This window comes from Agrobacterium sp. LAD9 (assembly GCF_003031125.1).
Classification (GTDB): Bacteria; Pseudomonadota; Alphaproteobacteria; order Rhizobiales; family Rhizobiaceae; genus Agrobacterium; species Agrobacterium radiobacter.
On record NZ_PHGS01000028.1, the window covers coordinates 66,413 to 88,002 of the forward strand.

Annotated in this window: 16 protein-coding genes; 3 read left to right on the plus strand and 13 right to left on the minus strand. The window is 59.6% G+C overall.

Annotated features, from left to right (window positions below; genetic code table 11):
• Positions 1-43: 43 nt before the first annotated feature.
• From addA to chvI, 11 genes are all read right to left on the minus strand, one after another.
• A complete protein-coding gene (addA, locus tag DA915_RS25650) occupies positions 44-3,601 on the minus strand; it encodes a double-strand break repair helicase AddA (protein ID WP_107677701.1) in 3,558 nt (1,185 codons plus the stop codon).
• On the minus strand, positions 3,591-6,776 hold the full coding sequence (gene addB / locus DA915_RS25655) for a double-strand break repair protein AddB (protein ID WP_107677702.1): 3,186 nt from the start codon (positions 6,774-6,776) through the stop codon (positions 3,591-3,593). The genes addA and addB overlap by 11 nt, the downstream gene beginning before the upstream one ends.
• Complete coding sequence (locus DA915_RS25660) at positions 6,773-7,510, minus strand: nucleotidyltransferase family protein (protein ID WP_107677703.1); 738 nt, start codon at positions 7,508-7,510, stop codon at positions 6,773-6,775. Before DA915_RS25660 ends, addB begins: the two co-directional genes overlap by 4 nt.
• 16 nt (positions 7,511-7,526) lie before the next feature.
• Positions 7,527-9,035 carry a tRNA (adenosine(37)-N6)-threonylcarbamoyltransferase complex ATPase subunit type 1 TsaE gene (tsaE, locus tag DA915_RS25665; protein ID WP_107677704.1) on the minus strand — a complete coding sequence of 503 codons (1,509 nt, stop codon included), beginning with the start codon at positions 9,033-9,035 and terminating at the stop codon, positions 7,527-7,529.
• On the minus strand, positions 9,032-11,611 hold the full coding sequence (locus tag DA915_RS25670; RefSeq protein WP_107677705.1) for a PAS domain-containing sensor histidine kinase: 2,580 nt from the start codon (positions 11,609-11,611) through the stop codon (positions 9,032-9,034). Before DA915_RS25670 ends, tsaE begins: the two co-directional genes overlap by 4 nt.
• A 208-nt stretch (positions 11,612-11,819) precedes the next feature.
• Positions 11,820-13,220: an adenosylhomocysteinase gene (ahcY, locus tag DA915_RS25680; protein WP_087745253.1), complete on the minus strand. Its 1,401-nt coding sequence runs from the start codon at positions 13,218-13,220 to the stop codon at positions 11,820-11,822.
• Between the two features lie 128 nt (positions 13,221-13,348).
• Positions 13,349-13,624, minus strand: a complete 276-nt coding sequence (locus DA915_RS25685; RefSeq protein ID WP_107677706.1) for an HPr family phosphocarrier protein — start codon at positions 13,622-13,624, stop codon at positions 13,349-13,351.
• Between the two features lie 11 nt (positions 13,625-13,635).
• Positions 13,636-14,037 carry a PTS sugar transporter subunit IIA gene (locus DA915_RS25690; protein WP_003505374.1) on the minus strand — a complete coding sequence of 134 codons (402 nt, stop codon included), beginning with the start codon at positions 14,035-14,037 and terminating at the stop codon, positions 13,636-13,638.
• Positions 14,038-14,162: 125 nt separating this feature from the next.
• Entirely contained in the window at positions 14,163-14,627 is a 465-nt protein-coding gene (locus tag DA915_RS25695; protein ID WP_003505375.1) for an HPr kinase/phosphorylase, read from the minus strand.
• Positions 14,617-16,407: a two-component system sensor histidine kinase ChvG gene (chvG, locus tag DA915_RS25700; RefSeq protein WP_035212848.1), complete on the minus strand. Its 1,791-nt coding sequence runs from the start codon at positions 16,405-16,407 to the stop codon at positions 14,617-14,619. Before chvG ends, DA915_RS25695 begins: the two co-directional genes overlap by 11 nt.
• 57 nt (positions 16,408-16,464) lie before the next feature.
• Entirely contained in the window at positions 16,465-17,190 is a 726-nt protein-coding gene (gene chvI / locus DA915_RS25705; protein WP_003505377.1) for a two-component system response regulator ChvI, read from the minus strand.
• A gap of 339 nt (positions 17,191-17,529) precedes the next feature.
• On the opposite strand from chvI, the gene DA915_RS25710 reads away from it, so the two are divergent.
• The 3 genes from DA915_RS25710 (at position 17,530) to lysM (ending at position 20,212) form a co-directional block, all read left to right on the plus strand.
• Positions 17,530-19,140: a phosphoenolpyruvate carboxykinase gene (locus DA915_RS25710; RefSeq protein WP_107677715.1), complete on the plus strand. Its 1,611-nt coding sequence runs from the start codon at positions 17,530-17,532 to the stop codon at positions 19,138-19,140.
• A 112-nt stretch (positions 19,141-19,252) separates the two neighbouring features.
• Positions 19,253-19,687, plus strand: coding sequence for an alternative ribosome rescue aminoacyl-tRNA hydrolase ArfB (arfB, locus tag DA915_RS25715; protein WP_020808742.1), 435 nt, complete (start codon positions 19,253-19,255; stop codon positions 19,685-19,687).
• Positions 19,688-19,762: 75 nt separating this feature from the next.
• The gene (gene lysM / locus DA915_RS25720) at positions 19,763-20,212 is read left to right on the plus strand and encodes a peptidoglycan-binding protein LysM (RefSeq protein ID WP_020808743.1); all 450 of its coding nucleotides are present in this window, start codon (positions 19,763-19,765) and stop codon (positions 20,210-20,212) included.
• A gap of 49 nt (positions 20,213-20,261) precedes the next feature.
• Here the strand turns inward: lysM and coaA are convergent, their stop codons facing one another.
• Together coaA and DA915_RS25730 are read right to left on the minus strand one after the other, a co-directional pair.
• Positions 20,262-21,263, minus strand: coding sequence for a type I pantothenate kinase (gene coaA / locus DA915_RS25725; RefSeq protein WP_020010676.1), 1,002 nt, complete (start codon positions 21,261-21,263; stop codon positions 20,262-20,264).
• Positions 21,260-21,583 carry a phosphoribosyl-ATP diphosphatase gene (locus DA915_RS25730; protein ID WP_003505383.1) on the minus strand — a complete coding sequence of 108 codons (324 nt, stop codon included), beginning with the start codon at positions 21,581-21,583 and terminating at the stop codon, positions 21,260-21,262. Before DA915_RS25730 ends, coaA begins: the two co-directional genes overlap by 4 nt.
• Between the last annotated feature and the right edge of the window lie 7 nt (positions 21,584-21,590).

Genomic DNA, 21,590 nt, shown 5'->3' on the forward strand with positions numbered 1-21,590 from the left:
TCGATGTGATGCGGGCGCGTCGGAATTTCAATGCCCCGGTATCTCACTTTGTCTTTATTGCGGCAAGGGCCTCTCTCATCGCATCGTCTTCGACTGCCACAAAAGCGGCATTTTCCGTATAGATCAGCGCACAGACAAATTTCTTGCCGGGATAGAGCGGTGCTAGAATTTCGCGATAGATGGCAAGCTGCGCCGTGTGGGAGAAAGGTATTTCACGCGCTTCGCGCGGCGGCACGCGGTTGGTCTTGTAATCGACCAGAATGACGCGATCACCATCCACGGCCAGCCGGTCGATGCGGCCGGAGACGGCATATTGCTGCCTGCCGATCGTCATCGTGCCCATGATCGACACTTCCGCGCGGCTGTTGGCGGAGAAGGCCGGTTGCACCGCCGGTTCGGACATGACGCGCAGAACCGCTCGTATCAAATGTTCGCGCTCGGCAGCAGGCCAGAAACGGGCCGCACGCTCCGCATAACGGCGCGCAGCCGCTTCCCGCTCCTCCTCGGTAAAATCCGGCAGGGCTTGCAGCATGCGATGCACTAGCCTACCGCGCTGCAGCGCCAGCGACGAGACATCGGTTTTCTCGCCGAAAAGCGGCGAACGCACGGCGAGATCGTCCGCGCCGTCATCAATGATGGTGCCGGCACCGGACGGGCTGAGCGGTCTCGGCAGGGAGGGCAGTGCCGGCAAGGGAGCGAGAAGTCCCGCCGGAAGGGCGTATTCTTCCTGCTGCTGCGTTTCCGGTAGCTTTTGCGGGATAGATGTCGTGCGAGCCTCGGATTTACGCCAGACAAGCCCCTGCCATTCCTCGCCATCCGCCATGAAAAGCTGCGGCTTGCAATGGTCTTCATTGTTGGCAAGCGCCGCCTTGACGATGGCATGCCAGCATTCGGGATTTTCCTTCTGGCCGCGATAACCGCAGACGACGAGATGATCAGCAGCGCGCGTCATCGCCACATAAAGCAGCCGTCGATATTCGTCTTCGGCGGCCGTCTTCAGTCGTTCTTCATCTGAGCGGATGAGATGGTTGGAAAAACCGCTGCCGGGTAGCCACACCGGGAAGGCGTCCTCACCCGCTTCAACGAAGCGCAGTTTCGGCACATGGCTGTGGTTGAAGGCTTTCGAACCGCCATCAACGACAAAAACAACCGGCGCTTCCAGGCCCTTGGAGGCGTGCACGGTCATGATGCGCACTTCGCCGCGATCCTTGTCCTGCTCGCGCTTCACTTCAGGAGAATCGGTTTCCAGAACGGACAAAAAGGCCTGCAGGCCGGGCAGGCCGGTTCTTTCGTGATCCAGCGCAAAGGACAGGAACTCATCCAGAACGTCGCTCGCCTCGTTGCCAAGCCGGCCGAGGAATTTTTTGCGCCCGTCATGCAGGGTCAGGACCGCTGCAAAGAAATCATGCACCGTGGCCGTTTTCGAAAGCACGATGAAGCCTTCCAGCTTGGCGGCAACGGTGGAAAGGTGACTATTCTCTTCCTGCGAAAGGATTTGCAGCCGTTTCCAGACGCTTTCCGTTTCCGATCGCGTGGCAGCAATGTCGAAAACGTCATCTTCCGTCAGGTTGAAGAGCGGGCTTTTCAAAAGTGCGGCGAGTGAAAGGTCATCTTCGGGCAGGACAACGAAATGGCCGAGCGCCAGAAGGTCCTGCACGGCAATGTGGTCGGTCAGGCGAAGACGGTCGGCACCGGCAACGGGAATGTTCTTGCGCCCTTTCAACTCCCGGGTCAGCGCATTAACGAAGGCATGGCGTTTTCTGACAAGCACCAGAATATCGCCGGGCTCGACGGTACGCTCGATACCTTTTTCGATAATGGTTTCGTTTCCGATCATATCGGCGATGCGCGCGGCGATACGGCGGGCAACGATGGTGGCCGGCGCACTTTCCCGCAGCGCATCGAAGGGGGCAGTCCAATCCTCTTCGTCTTCAGTGGTTTCCGGCGCCACCATGTCCCACACCTCCACAGTGCCCGGATGACCGGCCCGGTTGGATCGGTGTTCCACCGGTTCGTTATCGGCGCTGAGACCGCTGGCGTTATTCGGGTCTGAAAACACCTGGTCGACAGCGGCCAGCACATCCTGCGTGGACCGGAAGGATAGCGGCAGGCGGATGCGGTGAAAGGCCTGCTCCACAGAATCGACGCGCCTTTTGGTCTCTTCGCGCTCCTGCGAAAACCGTTCCGGCCGCGCACCCTGGAATGAATAGATCGACTGTTTTTCATCGCCCACGGCAAACAGCGTGCGCCGTCCCAAGCGGGCGCTCTCGCCCGTGAAGAAATCCGCCGCCAGTGACTGGATGATCGACCATTGCACCGGGCTCGTATCTTGCGCCTCGTCGACCAGAATATGGTCGATGCCCTGATCCAGTTTGTAATGCACCCAGGCGCCCGCCGTATCGCGGTTGAGGAGGTTGGCGGCGCGCTCGATCAGATCTTCGAAATCGAGCTGGCTTCGCTGTTTCTTCAGGTCTTCGAAATCGCCGATCAGCCTTTCGGCCAGAACAAGGGCGCATTTTGTCGCCGCCAGCATCCGCACCAGACGATAACGGTTGCGGCAGGAAACAACATGGTCACGCGCCAGCGTCAGCGCATCGAGAAGTTCGGGGGCGGATTTCTGCATACCCTTGTTGATGACATAGGTATCAGACTTCTTTTCGCCCTTGGCCGTCAGCAGCGCCGCTTCGATGAATTCCATCCGCCGGACGGGGTCCGTTTGGCGTTTTGCTTCCCTGAGCGCATAAGCGACATCGATGACGCGTGTTCCGCCCACCTCGTCGGCAAGGGCCAGATAGGTATCGAGCGCGAGGCCGGAGAGGCCGGGCAGAGGCCAGAAGGCGGCTGCCGCGGTTTCTTCGGTTTCCCCTTGGCCGATCTGCATCGCCTGCCGCAACCGGGCATCGATGCCGCCTGACTGTTTGGCGTCCAGAAGAAAGGCGCGAAGGGCGCTGCGGTTGGCGATGATGGCGGAGAGCAGTGATTCCAGCCCGCTTTCGTCGGCGAGATCAAGCACATAGGCAAGTGACTGCGCCAGTTCCGCATCGCTTTCTGTCGAAACCGCCGTCAGAAGCGTACGACGCGCCTCGGCCAGCAGCGTGGTCGCGGCGCGGTCATCGAGAACGGAGAAATGGCCGGCGACATTGGCTTCCAGCGGAAACTGGTGCAGCAACGCCTCGCAGAAGGCGTGGATGGTCTGGATTTTCAGCCCGCCCGGTGTTTCCAGCGCCTTGGCAAACAGCCTGCGCGCTTCGGCAAGCTTGATGCGATCCGGCGCCTTGCCTTCGATGGTGGCGATACGGTCCTTAAGATCGGAATCCGGCAAAGTAGCCCATTCCGCCAGACGGTCGAAAACACGGCTCGACATTTCCGACGCCGCGGCCTTGGTATAGGTGAGGCACAAAATCGCCGAGGGCCGGCACCCGGCCAGAAGCAGGCGAATGACGCGCTGGGTCAGGACATGGGTCTTGCCTGAGCCGGCATTGGCCGACACCCATGCGGAACTGGCGGGATCGGAGGCAAGCCGCTGCCGGGCGCTGGTCCAGTCGATCCAGCTTTCAGGCGTGTCGGCGGCGGGGCCGGCGTCGAAGGGATCAATCGTCATCGCCGTCTCCGGGTTCCGCCGTCGACCATTCCGAAACGCGGGCGAGGTGGTCATATTCCCCGCCATAGGATTGCTGCTCCTCGGGCACCAGCCGCGAGGCGAAGCCGTTTTCGCCGTTGCGCAGAGAATGAACGAATTTGGTGAGCTGTTCGATCGATTCAGTGGCGAGCTCAATCGCCGATTTCGGCGGTCTTTTGCTGCTTCGACTGGAATGTTCGTTATTGACCTGATCGGCAAAGAAGCGCTCGCCCGGCCGCAGGCGAACATAGATGAGATTGTCAGGCGTGGGCGAACCGGCTTCGCGGAAGGCGCCGCGCATCAGCGCTGCGGCTTCCAGCGCAAGCTGTGGATCAAGCAGCGCGCGCGCCTGATTGACGGAAGGCGCAAGCCCCGTCTTGTAATCGATAATATCCGCCTGGCCGTTCGTCTTGATGTCGATGCGGTCGGCGATCCCGGTCAGCCTTATGCCCGCCTCGGCGATTTCCTGCCCGGCGCGTGCCTCGAAAAAGCTGTGGCGGATGGACGGATGCCTTTCCTTCTCCCAGTCGATGAAGGCGCGGGCCACCGCCGCAAAACGCGGCCGCCAGATGACATCCACATGGGGAGGCAGGTTTTCCGCGTCGAAACACTCATCGAGAATGCGTTGCATGGCCGCGAGCGAGGCCGGTGTACCGGGAATATGCGCCTCGCGGGAATAACGCTCGATGATCGCGTGATAGAGCGTGCCGCGATCGGCGGCGTTCGGATCGCGGTTGAAGGGGGCAAGCGGGTCCAGCTTCAGGATGCGCCGCGCATAGATCGAATAGGGGTCGCGGCGCAGGCGGCCCACTTCGCTGAAGGAATAGCGCGTTGGCTGCAACTCGGCCGGCGGCTTCGGGGCAGGGCGCTTTGCCGCTTCCTGATCGATACTTTCATCCATCAATCCTGCCCAATGGCGATAGGTCTCGCCGCGCTTCTTCAGGCTTTCGGCAAATTTCTCGCCGCCCAGCGCCAGAAGACGCTGCAGCCAGCGTGAGGCGACGGCGGGTGTCGAGCCCTGCCTCAGCGCGCGGGTGTAAAAAATCTGCCGGGTGCCATTTGCCATCTCGAAATCATGCGCCAACTGGCCGATACGCCGTTCCGGCGGCTCCAGCCCAATCGTGGTCTTCATGGTGCGGGACAGAAACGGATTATTCGCTGTCTGGCCGGGCCAGAGCCCTTCATTGAGGCCGCCGATCACGACGGTGTCGACACTTTGCAGCCGTGCCTCAAGGGCGCCGAAGATGAAAATGCGCGGGTGGCGCATCGATCGTGGCTTGATCGATTCACCGGCCACCAGTGCCGCAAAAATATCGATCCATTGCGGTCCGTCCGCGTCGAGGATTTCGCCGTTTTCCATCAATTCGCCGAACAGCTCGGAAAGCTTGTCTCCCGCTTCACCGGACCAGAGTGCGGCAAGATCGTTGTTTTCATCCGCACAGATGGCTTCGATCACGCGGCCCGTCCGCTCCGCCCAGACGGACAGTGGCAATTTATCGGTGAAGGCGCGGCCGGATCGATCTCTGCGGATAAAGGCGGAGCCGAGCGGTTCGGTCGCAACGGCAATCCGCCGCGCCAGATCGCGCGCGGCCTCCGCGCTTGCCTGCGGCAGGGCCAGCCGCCAGGCGGGCGGGTGCCGGTCATCGCGCTGCACCACAAGCTGTGCATCCAGAACTGCTTCCAGATTGCCGATTTCGGTTTCCACACGGCCGCCGCGCAGCGCAATCAGCTCCAGCGCTTTCGAGGCTTTCGCGAAAGCTTCATCGGAAAGCCCGAAACGGCTGAGCGGATGTTTCAGGAGGGAAATAATTGGCACGGGGTCTCCGGGCCTGAGGATGGCCTCCAGCGCCAGTTGCGTCAGCCCGGCTTGCGGGGTGGCGGAAAGCGGCGTACCGGCCGAGTCGTCGGCTTCGATGCCGAAGCGCTGTAACTCCGTCGCCACGCGTCGCGCCAGTCCGCGGTCCGGTGTAATCAATGCTGCCTGCGATGGACGGCCAGCACCCGGTGCTTCAAGGGCCAGCCGCAAAGCCACTGCGATGGCCGTTGCCTCCTCGCGCTCATTGGCGGCTTCAATAAGCGTGGCGGTTGCGAAAGCATCGTCGAAAAAGCCGGGTTGCCTGTCTTCGCGCCAGCGATTCCAGTCGCTGGTGGATTTGGCCGGTGCGAGTGCGGCCGAAAACACCGCTGCGCGCTTTTCCAGATCGCCGTCAATGGCGCCAATCTGATCCACGTCATCGCGCAGGATGCCGAGCTTCTGCAACAGCATATAAAGCCCGTATTGCGAATGGGTGCGGCTCGAAGGATCGGTGGGGTCCTCGGCAATCGCCTGCCATTGTTCCTCCGGCATGGCGAGGTCGAGGCCGGGAAGCACAACGGTGCCTTGCGGCAGGGCGGCAACGGCGGCGATGAGATCGGCTGCCGCAGGAATGGAGCCCGTCGACCCTGCGACGATGATGGGTCCCGTATCCGGCAAATTGGCAAGCCGGTTCGCTTCCGCCCGCAGGATGGCGTTGCGATGCCGGCCGGCGGAGGAACGGTTGAGTTCGGCAAGCCGCGCCGGCCAGAAGACGCTGGCGATCCGCAGGAAGTCCGCAGTCAGCTGCCACCATTGAGCGTGATCGCCAGTATCGAGATGCTGAAGCGCTTCCCAGTCCTTTTCTTCCGTATCCATCGCATCGATCACCTCTGCAAGCGCACGCGCCAGCCATATGGCATCGGCGGGGCTGGCGGGGGCGACAAGCGGCGAATCGGAATGGATGGCCCGGATGGCGTCCGGCAGGCTGTTGCGCCAGGCGAGAATGAGACGCGCCAGTTCGATGAGCCGGCCGGTGCCGGAAATCGGCGGCGCCAGATCCATGATCTCAGGGTTTTCGATCTCGAAGAAGCCGCTATCGTCATCCGTCTCGCCCAGAGGCCGGATCAGCGGCAGAATGGCAGATCGGCCGCCTAGAAGATCGACGAATTCGGAGCGCAGCACGCGGGCGGAGCGCCGCGTCGGCACATAGATCGTCACCTTGGCAAGCGATAGCGGATCGGCCGGGTCGTATTTATAGCCTGATGTCAGCGTCCCATCACACAGCGTTTCCGCGAGCGTCCTGAGGAACGGTGTTCCCGCGGCGATCGTCAGGACGCGCTTTGCGTGGTGAGTAAGGGTCATGCAGAGCGTTTTTCCCTGAATTGCCGGATAATGCTTTCGGCGTCTTCTATTGCGTCGGGCGTGCCGACCGTAATCCAGTGACCATCCAGAGAAAGCCCGAAAAGCCGGTCTTTTCCGATGGCGCGATCGAAATAGATATTGAGGTTGAAGGCATCCACCGGCGCATCGTCCAGCAGTCGCGAATCCATGGCGATGGCGCCCGCATAAACTACCGGGGTTGGGTCGCCATCGCGATACCGCGCCAGTTTTCCGTCATCCGCCAGGTTGAAATCCCTCTTCCCATTGTGTCCGGTGGTGCGATCCATGTCGACGCAGAGCAGCGCCATATCCATGCGGGCGGGATCGAAGAATTGCGCAAGCTTGCGCAGGTTGCTGACCGCATTCAATTGCTCGCCGATCCAGAAAAGATCGGCATTCATGACGAAGACCGGGCCGGGTTCCAGAAGCTTCAGGCCCTTGGCAAGTCCGCCACCGGAATTCATCAGCTGCGACTGCTCGTCGGAAATCAGGATTTCGGCGTCGGTGCGGTTTTCGAGATGAGTAATCATCTGTTCGGCGTGGTGATGCACGTTGACGACGATTGTCTCGGCACCGGCTTCGACAAGGGAATCGAGCGCGTAGTCGATCATCGGTTTGCCGGCGATTTTCACGAGCGGCTTCGGGATCGTATCCGTGATCGGGCGCATCCGCGTGCCAAGCCCGGCGGCCAGCACCATCGCGTTTTTGATCGTCATCGTGGTCAACCGTCTTTCAGTCGTTAAATTCGATGCCCATGCGCAGGCACCAGTCTCTGAGTGGTGCGAGTTCCGGATGCGAAAGCGCTGCACTGAGATAGCGGAACGTCCTCGGCATATGTTTCATATAACCGGGTTTTCGATCCCGTTCCAACAGCCTCACCCAGATACCGGCGAGCTTGCAGTTGCGTTGCGCCGACATGATGGCGAAAGCCTTGAGGAAAGCGGCCTCATCGAAAGACGTGTTTCTTCTGCTCTCAAGATAGTGCGAAAGCAGACGCGCTTGCAGTTCGGGGGAGATGGTAACCCGGGCATCCTGCACGATGGAAGCGACATCATAGGCGGTCGGGCCGATCATCGCATCCTGAAAATCGATCAGGCCGACTTGCCGTATGCCGCTGTTTTGCGGCTGCCATATAAGGTTGGGTGAATGGAAATCGCGCAGCACAAGTCCCGTCTCACAGTCGGCGAGCTGGTCGATCAGCCTGTCCCATAGAGCGTAATAGTCGCTTTTTTCGCTATCGGTGAGGGGCTTGCCGCGTTTATGCGGCAGATACCATTCCGCCAGCAGCGAAACCTCGATCTTCATCGCCTGCCGGTCGAAGGGGGGAACCTCATAGGCGCTGCCGTCACCCACTGGCAGCAGGTCGGGCCGCGAGGCCTGGTGAAGGGCCGCGAGACAGGCGACGCTTTGCAGATAGCGGTCCTCTATCGGCGTCCCGTCAGGCGCCAGCACGCCCTCCCGCCCAAGGTTTTCCAGCAGGAGAGTGCCCTGATCGGTATCCGCCGCCAGAATCTCCGGCGCGCAAAAGCCGCTATTTCTCAGATAATTGCCAATAGCCACGAAGGAACGCGCATCCTGGGCAAGATGGGCGATTTCCGCATAGGTCTTGCCTTCAGCGACGATCGCCCCTCGCATGGGGCGCCGCCAGTCCATCAGGATAAGATCCGGCCCACCAGTTGAAACGGTCTCATAGGCGCGTGTGGAAGCATCGCCGCTTAGAAAGCGCCGGGCCGCATCGCCCCTGCCATTTTTCGCGAGAAATGCGCGGATGGCGAAAACCCGCTCAAGCCGTGCTTTCAGTTTTGCCGGAGCCTCGATGGAGGCGAGCCGCCCTTCGCCGGAATGTGTCAGCGTAAGGGTTACGGTCTGTTCCGGCGGTAGAATCTCGGCGGCGATATCCGGCCACTCGATCAGGCAGATGCCGTCCTCCAGCATCTCATGGATGCCGAGTTCGTCCAGCTCGGAAACATCCGAAAGCCGGTAAAGATCAAGATGGGCGACCGGAATGCGGGCGTCATAAGTCTGGATGATCGTGAAGGTGGGGCTCGGCACTTCGAGATCAGGCTCATCCGCCATCGCCCGGATGAAGGCTCGGGCGAGCGTTGATTTGCCGGCGCCGAGATCGCCGATGAGTGCGAGACAATCGCCGGGTTTCAAGGCCAGTGCGAGGTCTTCACCGAGCCTGATGGTGTCCTTCTCTCCCTCAAGGGGAATGGTGATCGGCAAGATGTCTTCGCTCATTCTGCGGCGATGGAATGCGGCCGTGTGCCGGAAGGAATGCGGCACGTGACGATGGTGCCGTTGCCGGGTCGGCTGTCGATGCTGACCGTGCCATGGTGCAGGCTGACGAAGCTTTCCACGATGGAAAGGCCAAGCCCTGCACCGGTTCGCCGCCCGCCATTGCCGCGCGTCGCGAAGCGGTCGAACACGCTCTTCAGCATGTCTTCAGGAATACCCGGACCCTTGTCCGCCACCGAGAACACGAAGTCACCTTCGCTGCGCTGGCAGGAGAGCTGAACCGAAGACCCTTCCGGGGCGAAATTGATCGCGTTGGTCAGCAGCTTGATGAGAATCTGCTTCAGTCGCTGGTGATCGGCCACGAGACTGCCGAGATGGGTCGGTGCAACGATCTCGAGCGAAATGCCGCTTTCCTGCAGCCGGTCGGCGATCTGCACCGAAACGTCTTCAAGCAATTCGTTCAGATCATTATCCGAATAATTGAGCTGCATGATGCCCGCGTCCACCGTCGCGAGATCGAGAATATCGTTGACGATGGTCAGGAGAACCGAGGAGGAGGTGGAAATATGGTCGAGATATTCGGCCTGCCGGTCCGTCAACTGGCCGATGCCGGGCGTCTTCAGGAGGTCGGTGAAGCCGATGATATTGGTCAGCGGCGAGCGCAGCTCGTAGGAAACATGCTGCACGAAATCGTTCTTCAGCTCGTCGGCCTTCAAAAGCGCGTCGTTCTTTTCCTTGAGCGCCCGCTCGGCCCGCACGCTGTCGGTCATGTTGACGAAAGTCAGCATGGTCTGTGAATCGGGCAGCGGAATGATGGCATAGTCGAGCACAAGGCCGGAAAGCAGTTCCAGCGTTCCCTGTCGCGAGGGCCGCTCATCATCGAAGCTGGTAATGAACTGGCTGAAGGCGCGCCAGCCGTCCGGCCTGTCATAAGATTGTGTGCAGGCGGTTTCGATGGCGCGGATATGGGTGCCAGTCTCAGCCTGTTCCGCGGTCACGCCCCAGAGCGCCCGGAATGCCGGGTTGGAGAGGCGAATGCGCCCATCCGCACCGAATACGGCGACACCTTCGGCCAGATGGTCGATGGTTTCGCCCTGCACCTTCACCAGCGTGTTGTAGCGCATCTGCAGGTCGACCTGCTCGGTCAGGTTCTCGAAAACCCAGGTCGCGCCGCCCTGCGGATGGGCGGTTGCGATGACCCGCAGGGTCTGGCCGTTCGGCAGGTGCCAGAGATCGGTCTTGGTATCCAGCGAACGGTAAACGGAAAGCGCCGCCTCTTTCCAGTTCTTCCAATTCAGCTGCTCCGGCAATTTGCCGGCGGTGCGCAGCCTGTCCAGAAGCTCGGAATTATCAGGGCTGGATTCGAGGAAAACGAGGTCGAAACCCCAGAGAGCCGCGAAAGCCTGATTGTAGAATTGCAGCCGCTGCCGGCCGTCGAAAATGGCGACGGGTGTTGCCAGATGATCGAGCGTTTCAGCGTGACTTTTCAGAACCCGCTTGAGTTCCTCGCTGATGGTTTCGGCTTCCGTTGCGTCGATAGCGATGCCAGCCGAACCGCCGGCTGTCTTGATATCCACGACGTCAAAGAAGGTGCGGTTTCCGGAAACAACCGTCGAAATACGGTCGTGATAGGGTGATTCCGGTGTCGCGGCCGCGCGTATCTTCTGCCGGGTAACCGTGTTCAGCAGCTCGCGTTTTTCATGAACGGCCTGGTCGGCGTCGCGTGCATCCACAGCATGCGCATAAGCGTGGTTGACCCAGGTGAGTTCGCCTTCGCCATTGCGCCGCCAGACCGGTTGTTCGATGGAATCCAGAAGCTCCTGAAATGTGGAGACCGAAGCGATCAGGCGCTCGCGCTCCACCTGCAATTCAGCGAGTTCCGCGCGCAGATTGTTGAGCGCGATGAAACGGGCAAAGGCATTGCCGCCGGAAACCCGGCCTTGAACTTCAATGACTTCGCCGCGCTGTGTTTCAATGGTTAGATCGAAACTCTGCGCATGGCTGCGGAGTTTTTCGATGGATTTTTCAAGCTGGCTTGCGGATGCTGGTTTCAGCCAGCGGCCAAAGGCCAGAAAATCGTGATCCGCCTGCGGCACACCGGTTTCTGCCGGCAGCTGTCCCAGAAATTCGGGGCGCTTATCCGCGCCGTCCCAGATGACGATGCGGCGGCTCTTGTCGGAAATCAGCGCCTCGTATTTCGCGATCTTGTGGTGGGACTGGGCAAGCGCCTGACGGTATTCGCTGCTCTCCGCCTCGATATTGCCGCGCTGGCGCACGAGCCAGACAACGGAAAACAGCGTTGCCGAAAGCATGCCGACGAAAAGCGAATAGGTGATGGTTTCTCCGGATGAAAATAGCCGCGCGCCCGTCTTTGCCACAAGCCCGTCCTGCGCCAGCGCCATGCTTGCCGAGGCCAGAACTGTGCCCGACATCAGGACAGGAAGCCTCGCAAAGCCTGTCCGAACCGCACTGAATACCAGCCGGCAACGCGCAAGAGCCGCGCTCAATGCCACGCCAGCATGCGTGTTTTCAACGCGTTGAACTGTCTGCTCGCGCAGATCCGAATTGTGAACCGTCATCCCCGGTCTGTCTCCGTCCTATGTGCCGCATCTTCGACAAGACATCCCATTTCGTCCCCGCCGCCCTTTGGCGTGTCCGAATCAAGTCTGATGACAATACCGCCTTCATAAATCTGCGGAAAGGGAGCGCGCAAAAAAGATGCCGCGCACTTTGTCAAGTGCGCGGCATCTAGATGTTGTGTAATTTTAGTGGATATTAACTATGATATTAATATCTGTAGTGTTCAGCTTTGAACGGACCTTCCTTCGAGATGCCGATATAATCAGCCTGAAGGTCGGAAAGTTCGGTCAAGCGCACGCCAAGCTTCTCGAGATGAAGGCGTGCGACCTTCTCGTCGAGGTGCTTCGGCAGCACGTAAACCTCGTTCTTGTATTCGCCCTGCTTGGTGAAGAGCTCGATCTGGCCCAGCACCTGGTTGGTGAAGGACGCCGACATCACGAAGGACGGGTGACCGGTGGCGTTGCCGAGGTTCAGCAGGCGGCCTTCCGAGAGCAGGATGATGCGGTTACCCTTCGGGAACTCGATCATGTCGACCTGCGGCTTGATGTTCGTCCACTTCAGGTTACGCAGCGATGCGACCTGAATTTCATTGTCGAAATGGCCGATATTGCCGACGATGGCCATGTCCTTCATCTCGCGCATATGCTCGATGCGGATCACGTCCTTGTTGCCTGTCGTGGTGATGAAGATATCTGCAGACGAGATGACGTCTTCCAGGCGAACGACTTCGAAACCGTCCATGGCAGCCTGAAGCGCGCAGATCGGGTCGATTTCGGTGACCTTCACGCGGGCGCCGGCGCCCTGCAGCGAAGCGGCAGAACCCTTGCCCACATCGCCGTAACCGCAGACCACGGCAACCTTGCCGGCCATCATCACGTCGGTTGCGCGGCGAATGCCGTCGACGAGCGATTCCTTGCAGCCATACTTGTTGTCGAACTTTGACTTGGTGACGCTGTCGTTGACGTTGATGGCCGGGAAGGGCAGCAGGCCCTTCTTGCTGAGATCGTAAAGACGGTGAACGCCGGTCGTCGTTTCTTCCGTCACGCCCTTCAGCGCGTCGCGCTGTTTGGTGAACCAGCCGGGGGAAGCCTTGAGGCGCTTGTTGATCTGCGCGAAGAGGATTTCCTCTTCTTCCGAACCGGGATTGGACAGAACGTCCTCGCCGGCTTCAGCGCGTGCGCCGAGCAGGATATACATGGTGGCGTCGCCGCCATCGTCAAGGATCATGTTGGAGAGGCCGCCATCGGCCCACTGGAAGATCCTGTCGGTATATTCCCAATATTCCGTCAGGCTTTCACCCTTGACGGCAAAGACCGGAATGCCGGCTGCCGCAATGGCCGCTGCCGCATGATCCTGCGTCGAGAAGATGTTGCAGGAGGCCCAGCGAACATCCGCGCCCAGTTCCTTGAGCGTTTCGATGAGAACGCCGGTCTGGATCGTCATGTGAAGAGAACCGGTGATGCGTGCACCCTTCAGTGGCTTGCTTTCGCCGAATTCCGCGCGGCAGGACATCAGGCCCGGCATTTCAGTTTCGGCGATGTCCAGCTCCTTGCGGCCGAATGCGGCAAGGTTGATGTCGGCGACGATGTAGTCCTTCTCAAGGCTCATAAGGTTCTCCAGATCAGAAACGCCGCACCTGACGGCCCGGCTCTTAAACGTAGCAGCGGTTTAGCAGGCCCCGAACGATCTGGCAATAATGATATAAAGAAGTCTTTATGTCTTTATATGGCGCTGTCTCAGGCCTCTTCGCCGAAGCGGTCGGCGACCAGCGCTTCCAGTGCGGCCAGCGCCTCTGCTGCCTGATTGCCGCTCGCCTCGACATAGACGCTGCATCCGGGGCTTGCGGCCAGCATCATAAGACCCATGATGGAGGTGCCGCCAACGGTCATGCCGTCTTTGGAAACCGTGATCGTCGCGTCGAAACCTTCGACCATCTGCACGAATTTGGCGGATGCCCGGGCGTGGAGACCGCGTTTATTGATGATCGGTAGTTCCCGGGTGAATGGCGACATGGGCTGACTTCTTATTTGCCGCTCAAAACGCGGCTGGCGACGTTGATATATTTGCGGCCGGCATCGGATGCATCCTGAAGGGCCTTGTCCATATTGTCTTCGCTGCGAACGCCGGCAAGCTTGATCAGCATGGGAAGATTGACCCCGGCGATGACTTCGACATTGCCGTTGTTCATGACGGAAATCGCGAGATTGGAGGGCGTGCCGCCGAACATGTCCGTCAGGATGATGACGCCATTGCCATCATTGGCACGCGCAACGGCGTCGATGATGTCCTGCCGGCGCTGATCCATGTCGTCTTCGGGACCGATACAGACCGTCTCGATCAATTTCTGGGGACCGACGACATGCTCCAACGCATGGCGAAACTCCTCAGCCAGCTTGCCATGGGTGACAAGCACTAGTCCGATCATGAAATGCTCCCTTACACACGCACTCTCATTGCCGACTATCGCAACGCGGCAATCCTGTCCATCGGTGGGATTTCATCTTGATGAGGAAAATGCGAATCGCAAGCCTAAAATCGCCTGAATCACGGTCACTTCACATTCGTTTTAAAAAGATTCTGAGCAAGTGCAGCAAATTTTCCATAGGGCGTAAGACTGGAAAGCGGAATACGTAAGAGCGGAAGATGCCCGCCGCAGGGTAGCAACAACACCTCGTCATCTTCTGGAAGTCTTGGATTTTCAGGTGAAAGAACTGTCGTGACGGCGAAATGTAGTGGCGCGCGCGCAATGCTTTTCAACGAAACAATGCCGCTGCCGCGCAATTCCAGTAGACCGGCGATTGTTTCCGGCCGCTCGGCGATGATGGTTTCGCCGTCGCGATACACGAAAATCTGATCGTCCGCGATCAGTGCGGCCGGCAATCCGCAGCGTTCAGCCTCCGTCAGGAAGCTGAAGGCAAGCTCGCTTTTGCCGCTGCCCGATGGTCCGGCAAAGAGGATACCGGTGTTTTGAACGACGATGGCAGTGGCGTGAAGGTTGAAGCGTTCAGCGTTCATGGGTTTCAGCTGCCGGCAGCGACAGGGTGAAGCGCGCGCCGGAAATCACGCCATATTTGTCAACGACATTTTCCGCCCTGAGGCTACCGCCATGGGCTTCGGCGATCTGGCGGCTGATGGAAAGGCCAAGGCCCGAATTCTGGCCGAACCCTTCGCTCGCCGGCCGGTCGGTGTAAAAGCGCTCGAAGATCCGGTCGATATCTTCCGCCTGAATGCCGGGGCCGTTGTCCTCTACCTGCACGATGCAGCGATCCTTGTGACGGGAAAGGCGCACGGTGATGCGGCCACTTTCCTCGGCAACGAAGGAGCGTGCATTCTCGATGAGGTTGGTGACGATCTGGCCAATGCGGAGATCGTGGCCGTTCACCACGAACGAGGTCTTTGCGCCCGCTTTCCGGTCAACAGAATAGTCGATCGTCACGCTTTTCTTTTTGCTGCTTATCTGGCGGGATATGTCCACCAGACCCTTCATCAGCACATCGAGATCAAGCGGCGAGGCGTCGGCACGCGCCAACTCGGCATCAAGCCGTGACGCATCCGAAATATCGCTGATCAGGCGGTCGAGACGGCGGACATCGTGGAAGATGATCTCGGTCAGGCGCTGCTTGGACTCTTCGGTCTTGGCGCGCGGCAGGGTTTCCACGGCGCTGCGCAGCGAGGTCAGCGGGTTTTTGAGTTCATGGCTGACATCGGCGGCGAAACTTTCGATGGCATCGATACGGTCGTAGAGCGCCGTCGTCATTTCACGCAGCGCAATCGAAAGATTGCCGATCTCATCCTGGCGCGCCGAGAAATCCGGTATTTCCTCACGCGTCCTTGCGCCGCGGCGCACTCGGATCGCGGCGGCCGAAAGGCGCCGCAGCGGCGTGGCGATGGTGGAGGACAGGAGCAGTGACAGCACGATATTGACCAGGGTGGCGATGCCGAAGACGCGCATGATCGCAAGGCGCTCCGCATGCACGATCTTGTCGATATCGCCCGCCTGCGTCGACAGAAGCAGAACGCCGAGCACGGCCCGGAAGCGCTGTACCGGCACAGCCACAGAAACGATCAGTTCGCCCTTTTCGGTGACGCGCACGACAGCGCCGCGAACACCCGTCAGCGCATTCATCACTTCCGGATAGATCGAGCCGTCGCCACCCGGCGCTTCCTTATATTGCGGCAGGCTGCTGGGCTGCAGCATGCGGTTGAACATGCTGGTGAACCAGTCGCCCCAGGTCTGCGTCTCCGGCGTCACTGGCGGCAGATCGAAGCGCAGAACCTGACCGCGCGAATAAAGATGGCGGGAATCGAGCAGCAGGTTGGCGTCGGCATCGAACAGCCGTGCGCGGGTACGCGTCGGCGAGATCAGCCGCCGCAGCACCGGCGCCACCCGCTCCGGATTGATCGGGAAACTCAGGTCCTCGTCATTGGGGGCGGGGGTAATGCTCTGCCCCGCCTGCAATTCGAGCAGCTTTTCCGGATTGATGGTGATCGAATTGGTATCGACGGAGGCGGAAGCCGAGACCGCACCGGCAATGATTTCGCCCTGCGTCAACAGGCTTTCCACCCGTGCGTCGATCAGCCCTTCGCGGAACTGGTTGAGATAGAGAATGCCGCCGACCAGAACCACCGTCGCCGCAACGTTGAAGAAAAGAATGCGGCGCGTGAGGCTGGAAAACACCGCATTGCCGAAAATGCGCCGGATGATCGTCAGCGGATGGATACGATGGCGGCGTTCGCTGCCGCGTTCTTCGGCATCGTCACTATCCGAGACGGTTTCCGGCGTTTTCTTCAACACGTATTAAAGTCCTCACCACCCCAGATCGGGCGGTCCCTTCTGCTCGAGTCGGCTTCTTCAAGCCGCTTCGCGGAAGCGATATCCTACGCCATAAAGCGTTTCAATCATATCGAAGTCGCCATCGACGAGTTTGAACTTCTTGCGAAGACGCTTGATGTGGCTGTCGATGGTGCGGTCATCCACATAGACCTGTTCGTCATAGGCCGCATCCATCAGCGCGTCGCGGCTTTTCACCACGCCGGGCCGCTGCGCCAGCGAATGCAGGATGAGGAATTCGGTGACCGTCAGCGTCACCGGCTCACCCTTCCAGGTGCAGGTGTGGCGTTCCTGGTCCATGGCGAGCTGCCCGCGCTCGAGCGTGCGCGCCTGCTGATCGGCGGTCGGCTTCAGCACGCTGCCGGTTGCGGCGGAAGCCTCGCGGCTGCTGGCGCGGCGCAGGATGGCTTTCACGCGTTCCACCAGAAGGCGTTGCGAAAAGGGCTTGGTGATGAAGTCGTCGGCGCCCATCTTCAGGCCGAACAATTCGTCGATCTCTTCATCCTTGGAGGTGAGGAAGATAACCGGCAGATCCGACTTCTGGCGAAGACGCCGCAAAAGCTCCATGCCGTCCATGCGTGGCATCTTTATATCGAAAATGGCGAGCTGCGGCGGACGGGCGATCAACCCGTCAAGCGCGGAAGCGCCGTCCGTATACGTTTCGACCCGGTAGCCTTCGGCTTCGAGCGCGATCGATACGGAAGTCAGAATATTCCGGTCGTCGTCGACAAGCGCGATCGTCTGCATGTAGTTGGTCTCCATCGTCATTTTCTCGTAACTCCCGACATTCACCCAGCCAAGGTTGCGCGCCGCGAGCCACTCTCTTGAGTATAAAGGTGGAACAAATTGTGGCAAAGGAAAACTCGCTGCCAAATCGCCGGGCTGGAGCGAGGGGATTTTGCGGAAAGGCCGCAGTTGGATTTTAATGCGTCTTCAACCGATTTAAAAAGAAATAAAATCTTTTAAATCGATTAATATATTGAAATCACTAAGTTTTTTAAAGTCTGGCTCTTGCGTTTCCAAAAGCCGCCACGTATTTTCCGTGGAAATTTCAACGGCCTTATCGTCATTAACAAGGAACGCGTCATGAACGAGCTTGGGGTTCATAATCCTGCCAATGGAGTTGCGGAACTCGGACTGGGCGAGGCCTCCCGCGTCTTTTATAACCTCAATGAGAGCGAATTATACGAAGAAGCGATCCGCAACGGCGAGGCCGAACTGACCATCGATGGTGCGCTTCGCGCCGTCACCGGCCAGCATACGGGCCGTTCGCCGAAGGACAAATTCGTCGTCCGCGATGCCTCCACCGAGAACACCATCTGGTGGGACAACAACAAGCCGCTGTCGCCGGAAAATTTCGAGTTGCTGCGCCAGGACATGCTGGCCCATGCCGCCGGAAAGACCCTCTATGTTCAGGACCTGATCGGCGGCGCCGATGAGGAAAACGCTCTGCCGACCCGCGTCGTCACCGAGCTTGCCTGGCATTCGCTGTTCATTCGCAACCTTCTTATCCGACCGAAGCAGGAAGAACTGGCGGGCTTCAAACAGAAGCTCACCATCATCAACCTGCCGAGCTTCAAGGCCGATCCGGACCGTCACGGCGTTCGTTCGGAAACCGTCATCGCCTGCGATCTCACCAATGGTCTTGTCCTCATCGGCGGCACCTCCTATGCCGGTGAAAACAAGAAGTCGGTCTTCACAGTCCTCAATTATCTCCTGCCGGCCAAGGGCGTCATGCCCATGCATTGCTCGGCCAATGTCGGTCCAGAAGGTGATTCCGCCGTGTTCTTCGGCCTGTCCGGCACCGGCAAGACCACGCTGTCGGCCGATCCGTCGCGCACGCTGATCGGCGATGACGAGCATGGCTGGGGCGAGCACGGCATCTTCAACTTCGAAGGTGGCTGCTATGCCAAGGCGATCAAGCTTTCGGCTGAAGCCGAACCGGAAATCTACGCCGCGACCCGCCGTTTCGGCACGGTTCTCGAAAACGTGGTGTTGGACGAAAACCGCGTTCCCGACTTCAACGACAACTCGCTGACGGAAAACACCCGCAGCGCCTATCCGCTGCACTTCATTCCGAATGCATCGGAAACGGGCATTGCCGACCATCCGAAGACGATCATCATGCTGACGGCGGATGCCTTCGGCGTGTTGCCGCCGATCGCCCGTCTGACGCCGGAACAGGCCATGTACCACTTCCTCTCCGGTTACACTGCGAAGGTTGCAGGCACGGAAAAGGGCGTGACGGAGCCGGAAGCGACGTTCTCAACCTGCTTCGGCGCACCCTTCATGCCACGCCACCCGGCGGAATATGGCAACCTGCTGCGCGAGCTCATCGGCAAGCACGGCGTGGATTGCTGGCTGGTCAATACCGGCTGGACCGGCGGTGCCTACGGCATCGGCAAGCGCATGCCCATCAAGGCGACCCGCGCGCTTCTGACGGCAGCGCTGACCGGCGACCTGAAGAATGCGGAATTCCGCACGGACGCGAATTTCGGTTTCGCGGTGCCGCTGTCGCTTGATGGCGTCGATAGCGCGATCCTCGATCCGCGTTCGACCTGGGCCGATGGCGCAGCCTATGACGCGCAGGCGAAGAAGCTGGTCTCCATGTTCGTCACGAACTTCACCAAGTTCGAAGATCACGTCGATAGCAAGGTTCGCGATGCTGCACCGGGCCTGCTGCTTGCGGCTGAATAAATAGAGCCTCATTCGTGAGGAGGAGGGGACCCGGCCTTGTGCCGGGTTCTTTCGTTTTCTCCGCTGTTTTCATTTTTTGCGATCTGTGGCATCACCGGCGCGGAGAAAGATCATGGCCAGCGACCCGCTTTACATCAGCAACCGTATCACCATCGCCGGCTGGGAGCTGACGGAGCAATTTGTGCTGGCCGGCGGGCCGGGCGGCCAGAACGTCAACAAGGTCTCGACGGCGGTTCAGCTGTTTTTCGACATTGCCAATTCGCCCTCCCTGTCGGAGCGGGTGAAGGTGAATGCCCTGCGCCTCGGTGGCAGGCGTGTGTCGAAAGAAGGCGTGCTGATGATCGAGGCGAGCCGGTTTCGCAGCCAGGAGCGCAATCGCGAAGATGCGCGCGAACGGCTGAAGGAGCTGATCCTCGAAGCCGCCGCCCCGCCGCCGCCGGTGCGCAAGGCCACCAAGCCGACCAAGGGCTCGGTCGAGCGCCGCCTGAAGGCGAAGTCTGGCCGCTCCGATATCAAGAAAATGCGCGGCAAGCCCTCGGGCGAATAGGGGCCAAATGTTTCGCGCTTGTCATAGAGCTTCAAATATCGTCTGGTAAGCCTTCCTACAACCAAGGAGGGTGCTATGGGTCTGTTCAATTTCATCAAGGAAGCGGGAAAGAAGCTCGGTATCGGCGGCGATGATGCGCCCGATGTCGAAGCGGTCAAGAAGGAACTCGCTTCCCACGATCTCGGCACGGACAAGGTGCAGGTCGAGGTGGTGGACGACAAGGTCGTTCTGAAGGGCGAAGTGGCCGATCAGTCGGTTTTCGAAAAGGCGGTCATCGCGGTCGGCAATACGCTCGGCATTTCCAAGGTCGAGGCGGGTGAGTTGAAAGTGGCCGAAGCGCCCGCGAAGGAGCCGGTGCTCTATACGGTCAAGAAGGGCGACAATCTCTGGAAGATCGCTGAAGCGCAATACGGCAAGGCTAATGGCGCGAAGAACAACATCATCTTCGAAGCGAACAAGCCGATGCTGACCCATCCCGACAAGATTTATCCCGGCCAGGTTCTGCGTATTCCCGACCTTGCGTAATAACGGTTTTTAACCGTCGCAATGGAGATGCCGCCTTGTGCGGCATCTTTCACAATTTGCGAAGCGCCACCGTATCGATCAGGTGGTTCTTGCCTTTGCGCAAGATAAGATCGGCGCGCGGGCGTGTCGGCACGATGTTCTGGCGCAGGTTCTTCAGGTTGATGTTCTGCCAGAGGCCTTCGGCAATGCTGAGCGCCGCTTCTTCACTGATCGAGGCATAGCGGTTGAAGAACGAATTGGGATCGCGGAAGGCAGTTTTTCTAAGATTCATGAACCGGTTCACATACCAGTTGTGAATGAGATCCTCGTCCGCGTCGATATAGATCGAGAAATCGAAAAAATCGGAAACGATCGGCACAATCCGCCCGCCCGCCGGCAGGTCGCGCGATTGCAGCACATTGATGCCTTCGAAGATCAGAATATCCGGCTGGTCGATGACAGTGAACTCGTTCGGCAGAACGTCATAGGTCAGGTGCGAATAGCGCGGTGCTTTCACATTGGGCTGGCCCGCCTTGATCGCCGACAGGAAGCGCAGGAGCGCGCCGATATCGTAGCTTTCGGGAAAGCCCTTGCGCTCCATCAGGTTTTCGCGCCGCAGAACCTCATTCGGATAAAGAAATCCGTCTGTCGTGATGAGATCGACCTTCGGGCTGGAGGGCCAGCGCGCCAGAAGCTCCTTCAAGATACGCGCCGTCGTCGATTTGCCAACCGCCACAGAGCCGGCAATGCCGATGACAAAGGGCGTCTTGTTGACGTCAGCCATATTGAGAAAGCGGTTGCGCTGCTCGAAAAGCAGCTGTGACGCCTCGACATGCGAGGATAAAAGGCGCGACAGCGACAGGTAAATGCGCCGCACTTCGTCCAGATCGATCGGGTCGTCCAGCGAGCGCAAGCGTTTGACCTCATCGGCGGAAAGCGTCAGTGGCGTGTCAGCGCGAAACTTCGCCCATTCTTCCGAACTGTAGAAGTGGTAGGGCGAATACTCATCCGGCCGGAAATGATCGAGTGTGCTCGGCATGCCTCTCTCCCCGCTGCCTGCCTCGACATTCATGATGTCGGCCTCGCCGCCTTTTCCGCAAGGCCGGTTTGACCGGTCCGGCGCTCCAGCTCGGCAAAAACCTCGTCCAACGGAATGTCGGCAATCTTCAGCACCACCAGCAGATGGTAAAGCAGATCGGCGGCTTCGTTCTTCAGCCCGTCGCGATCTTTCGCGATGGCTGCGATGACGGCTTCCACCGCCTCTTCGCCGAGTTTTTTCGCCGCGCGTTCCTGGCCGGCAGCAACCAGCTTGGCCGTCCAGGATTCGTCAGGAGAGGCAGCGGCACGGGTCGCGACGATGCGTTCCAGATCGGAAAGGGAAAATGCGCTCATGAGAAGT

Excerpts from the sequence above, each read along its gene's own strand:
- coaA (WP_020010676.1), bottom strand. The coding sequence starts at position 21,263 with ATGAATGTCGAGGCAGGCAGCGGGGAGAGAGGCATGCCGAGCACACTC.
- DA915_RS25670 (WP_107677705.1), bottom strand. The coding sequence starts at position 11,611 with ATGACGGTTCACAATTCGGATCTGCGCGAGCAGACAGTTCAACGCGTT.
- DA915_RS25730 (WP_003505383.1), bottom strand. The coding sequence starts at position 21,583 with ATGAGCGCATTTTCCCTTTCCGATCTGGAACGCATCGTCGCGACCCGT.
- chvI (WP_003505377.1), bottom strand. The coding sequence starts at position 17,190 with ATGCAGACGATCGCGCTTGTCGACGACGACCGGAATATTCTGACTTCC.
- addA (WP_107677701.1), bottom strand. The coding sequence starts at position 3,601 with ATGACGATTGATCCCTTCGACGCCGGCCCCGCCGCCGACACGCCTGAA.
- DA915_RS25685 (WP_107677706.1), bottom strand. The coding sequence starts at position 13,624 with ATGTCGCCATTCACCCGGGAACTACCGATCATCAATAAACGCGGTCTC.
- DA915_RS25710 (WP_107677715.1), top strand. The coding sequence starts at position 17,530 with ATGAACGAGCTTGGGGTTCATAATCCTGCCAATGGAGTTGCGGAACTC.
- DA915_RS25660 (WP_107677703.1), bottom strand. The coding sequence starts at position 7,510 with ATGACGATCAAAAACGCGATGGTGCTGGCCGCCGGGCTTGGCACGCGG.
- addB (WP_107677702.1), bottom strand. The coding sequence starts at position 6,776 with ATGACCCTTACTCACCACGCAAAGCGCGTCCTGACGATCGCCGCGGGA.
- DA915_RS25695 (WP_003505375.1), bottom strand. The coding sequence starts at position 14,627 with ATGAACGCTGAACGCTTCAACCTTCACGCCACTGCCATCGTCGTTCAA.
- tsaE (WP_107677704.1), bottom strand. The coding sequence starts at position 9,035 with ATGAGCGAAGACATCTTGCCGATCACCATTCCCCTTGAGGGAGAGAAG.
- DA915_RS25690 (WP_003505374.1), bottom strand. The coding sequence starts at position 14,037 with ATGATCGGACTAGTGCTTGTCACCCATGGCAAGCTGGCTGAGGAGTTT.
- lysM (WP_020808743.1), top strand. The coding sequence starts at position 19,763 with ATGGGTCTGTTCAATTTCATCAAGGAAGCGGGAAAGAAGCTCGGTATC.
- arfB (WP_020808742.1), top strand. The coding sequence starts at position 19,253 with ATGGCCAGCGACCCGCTTTACATCAGCAACCGTATCACCATCGCCGGC.
- ahcY (WP_087745253.1), bottom strand. The coding sequence starts at position 13,220 with ATGAGCCTTGAGAAGGACTACATCGTCGCCGACATCAACCTTGCCGCA.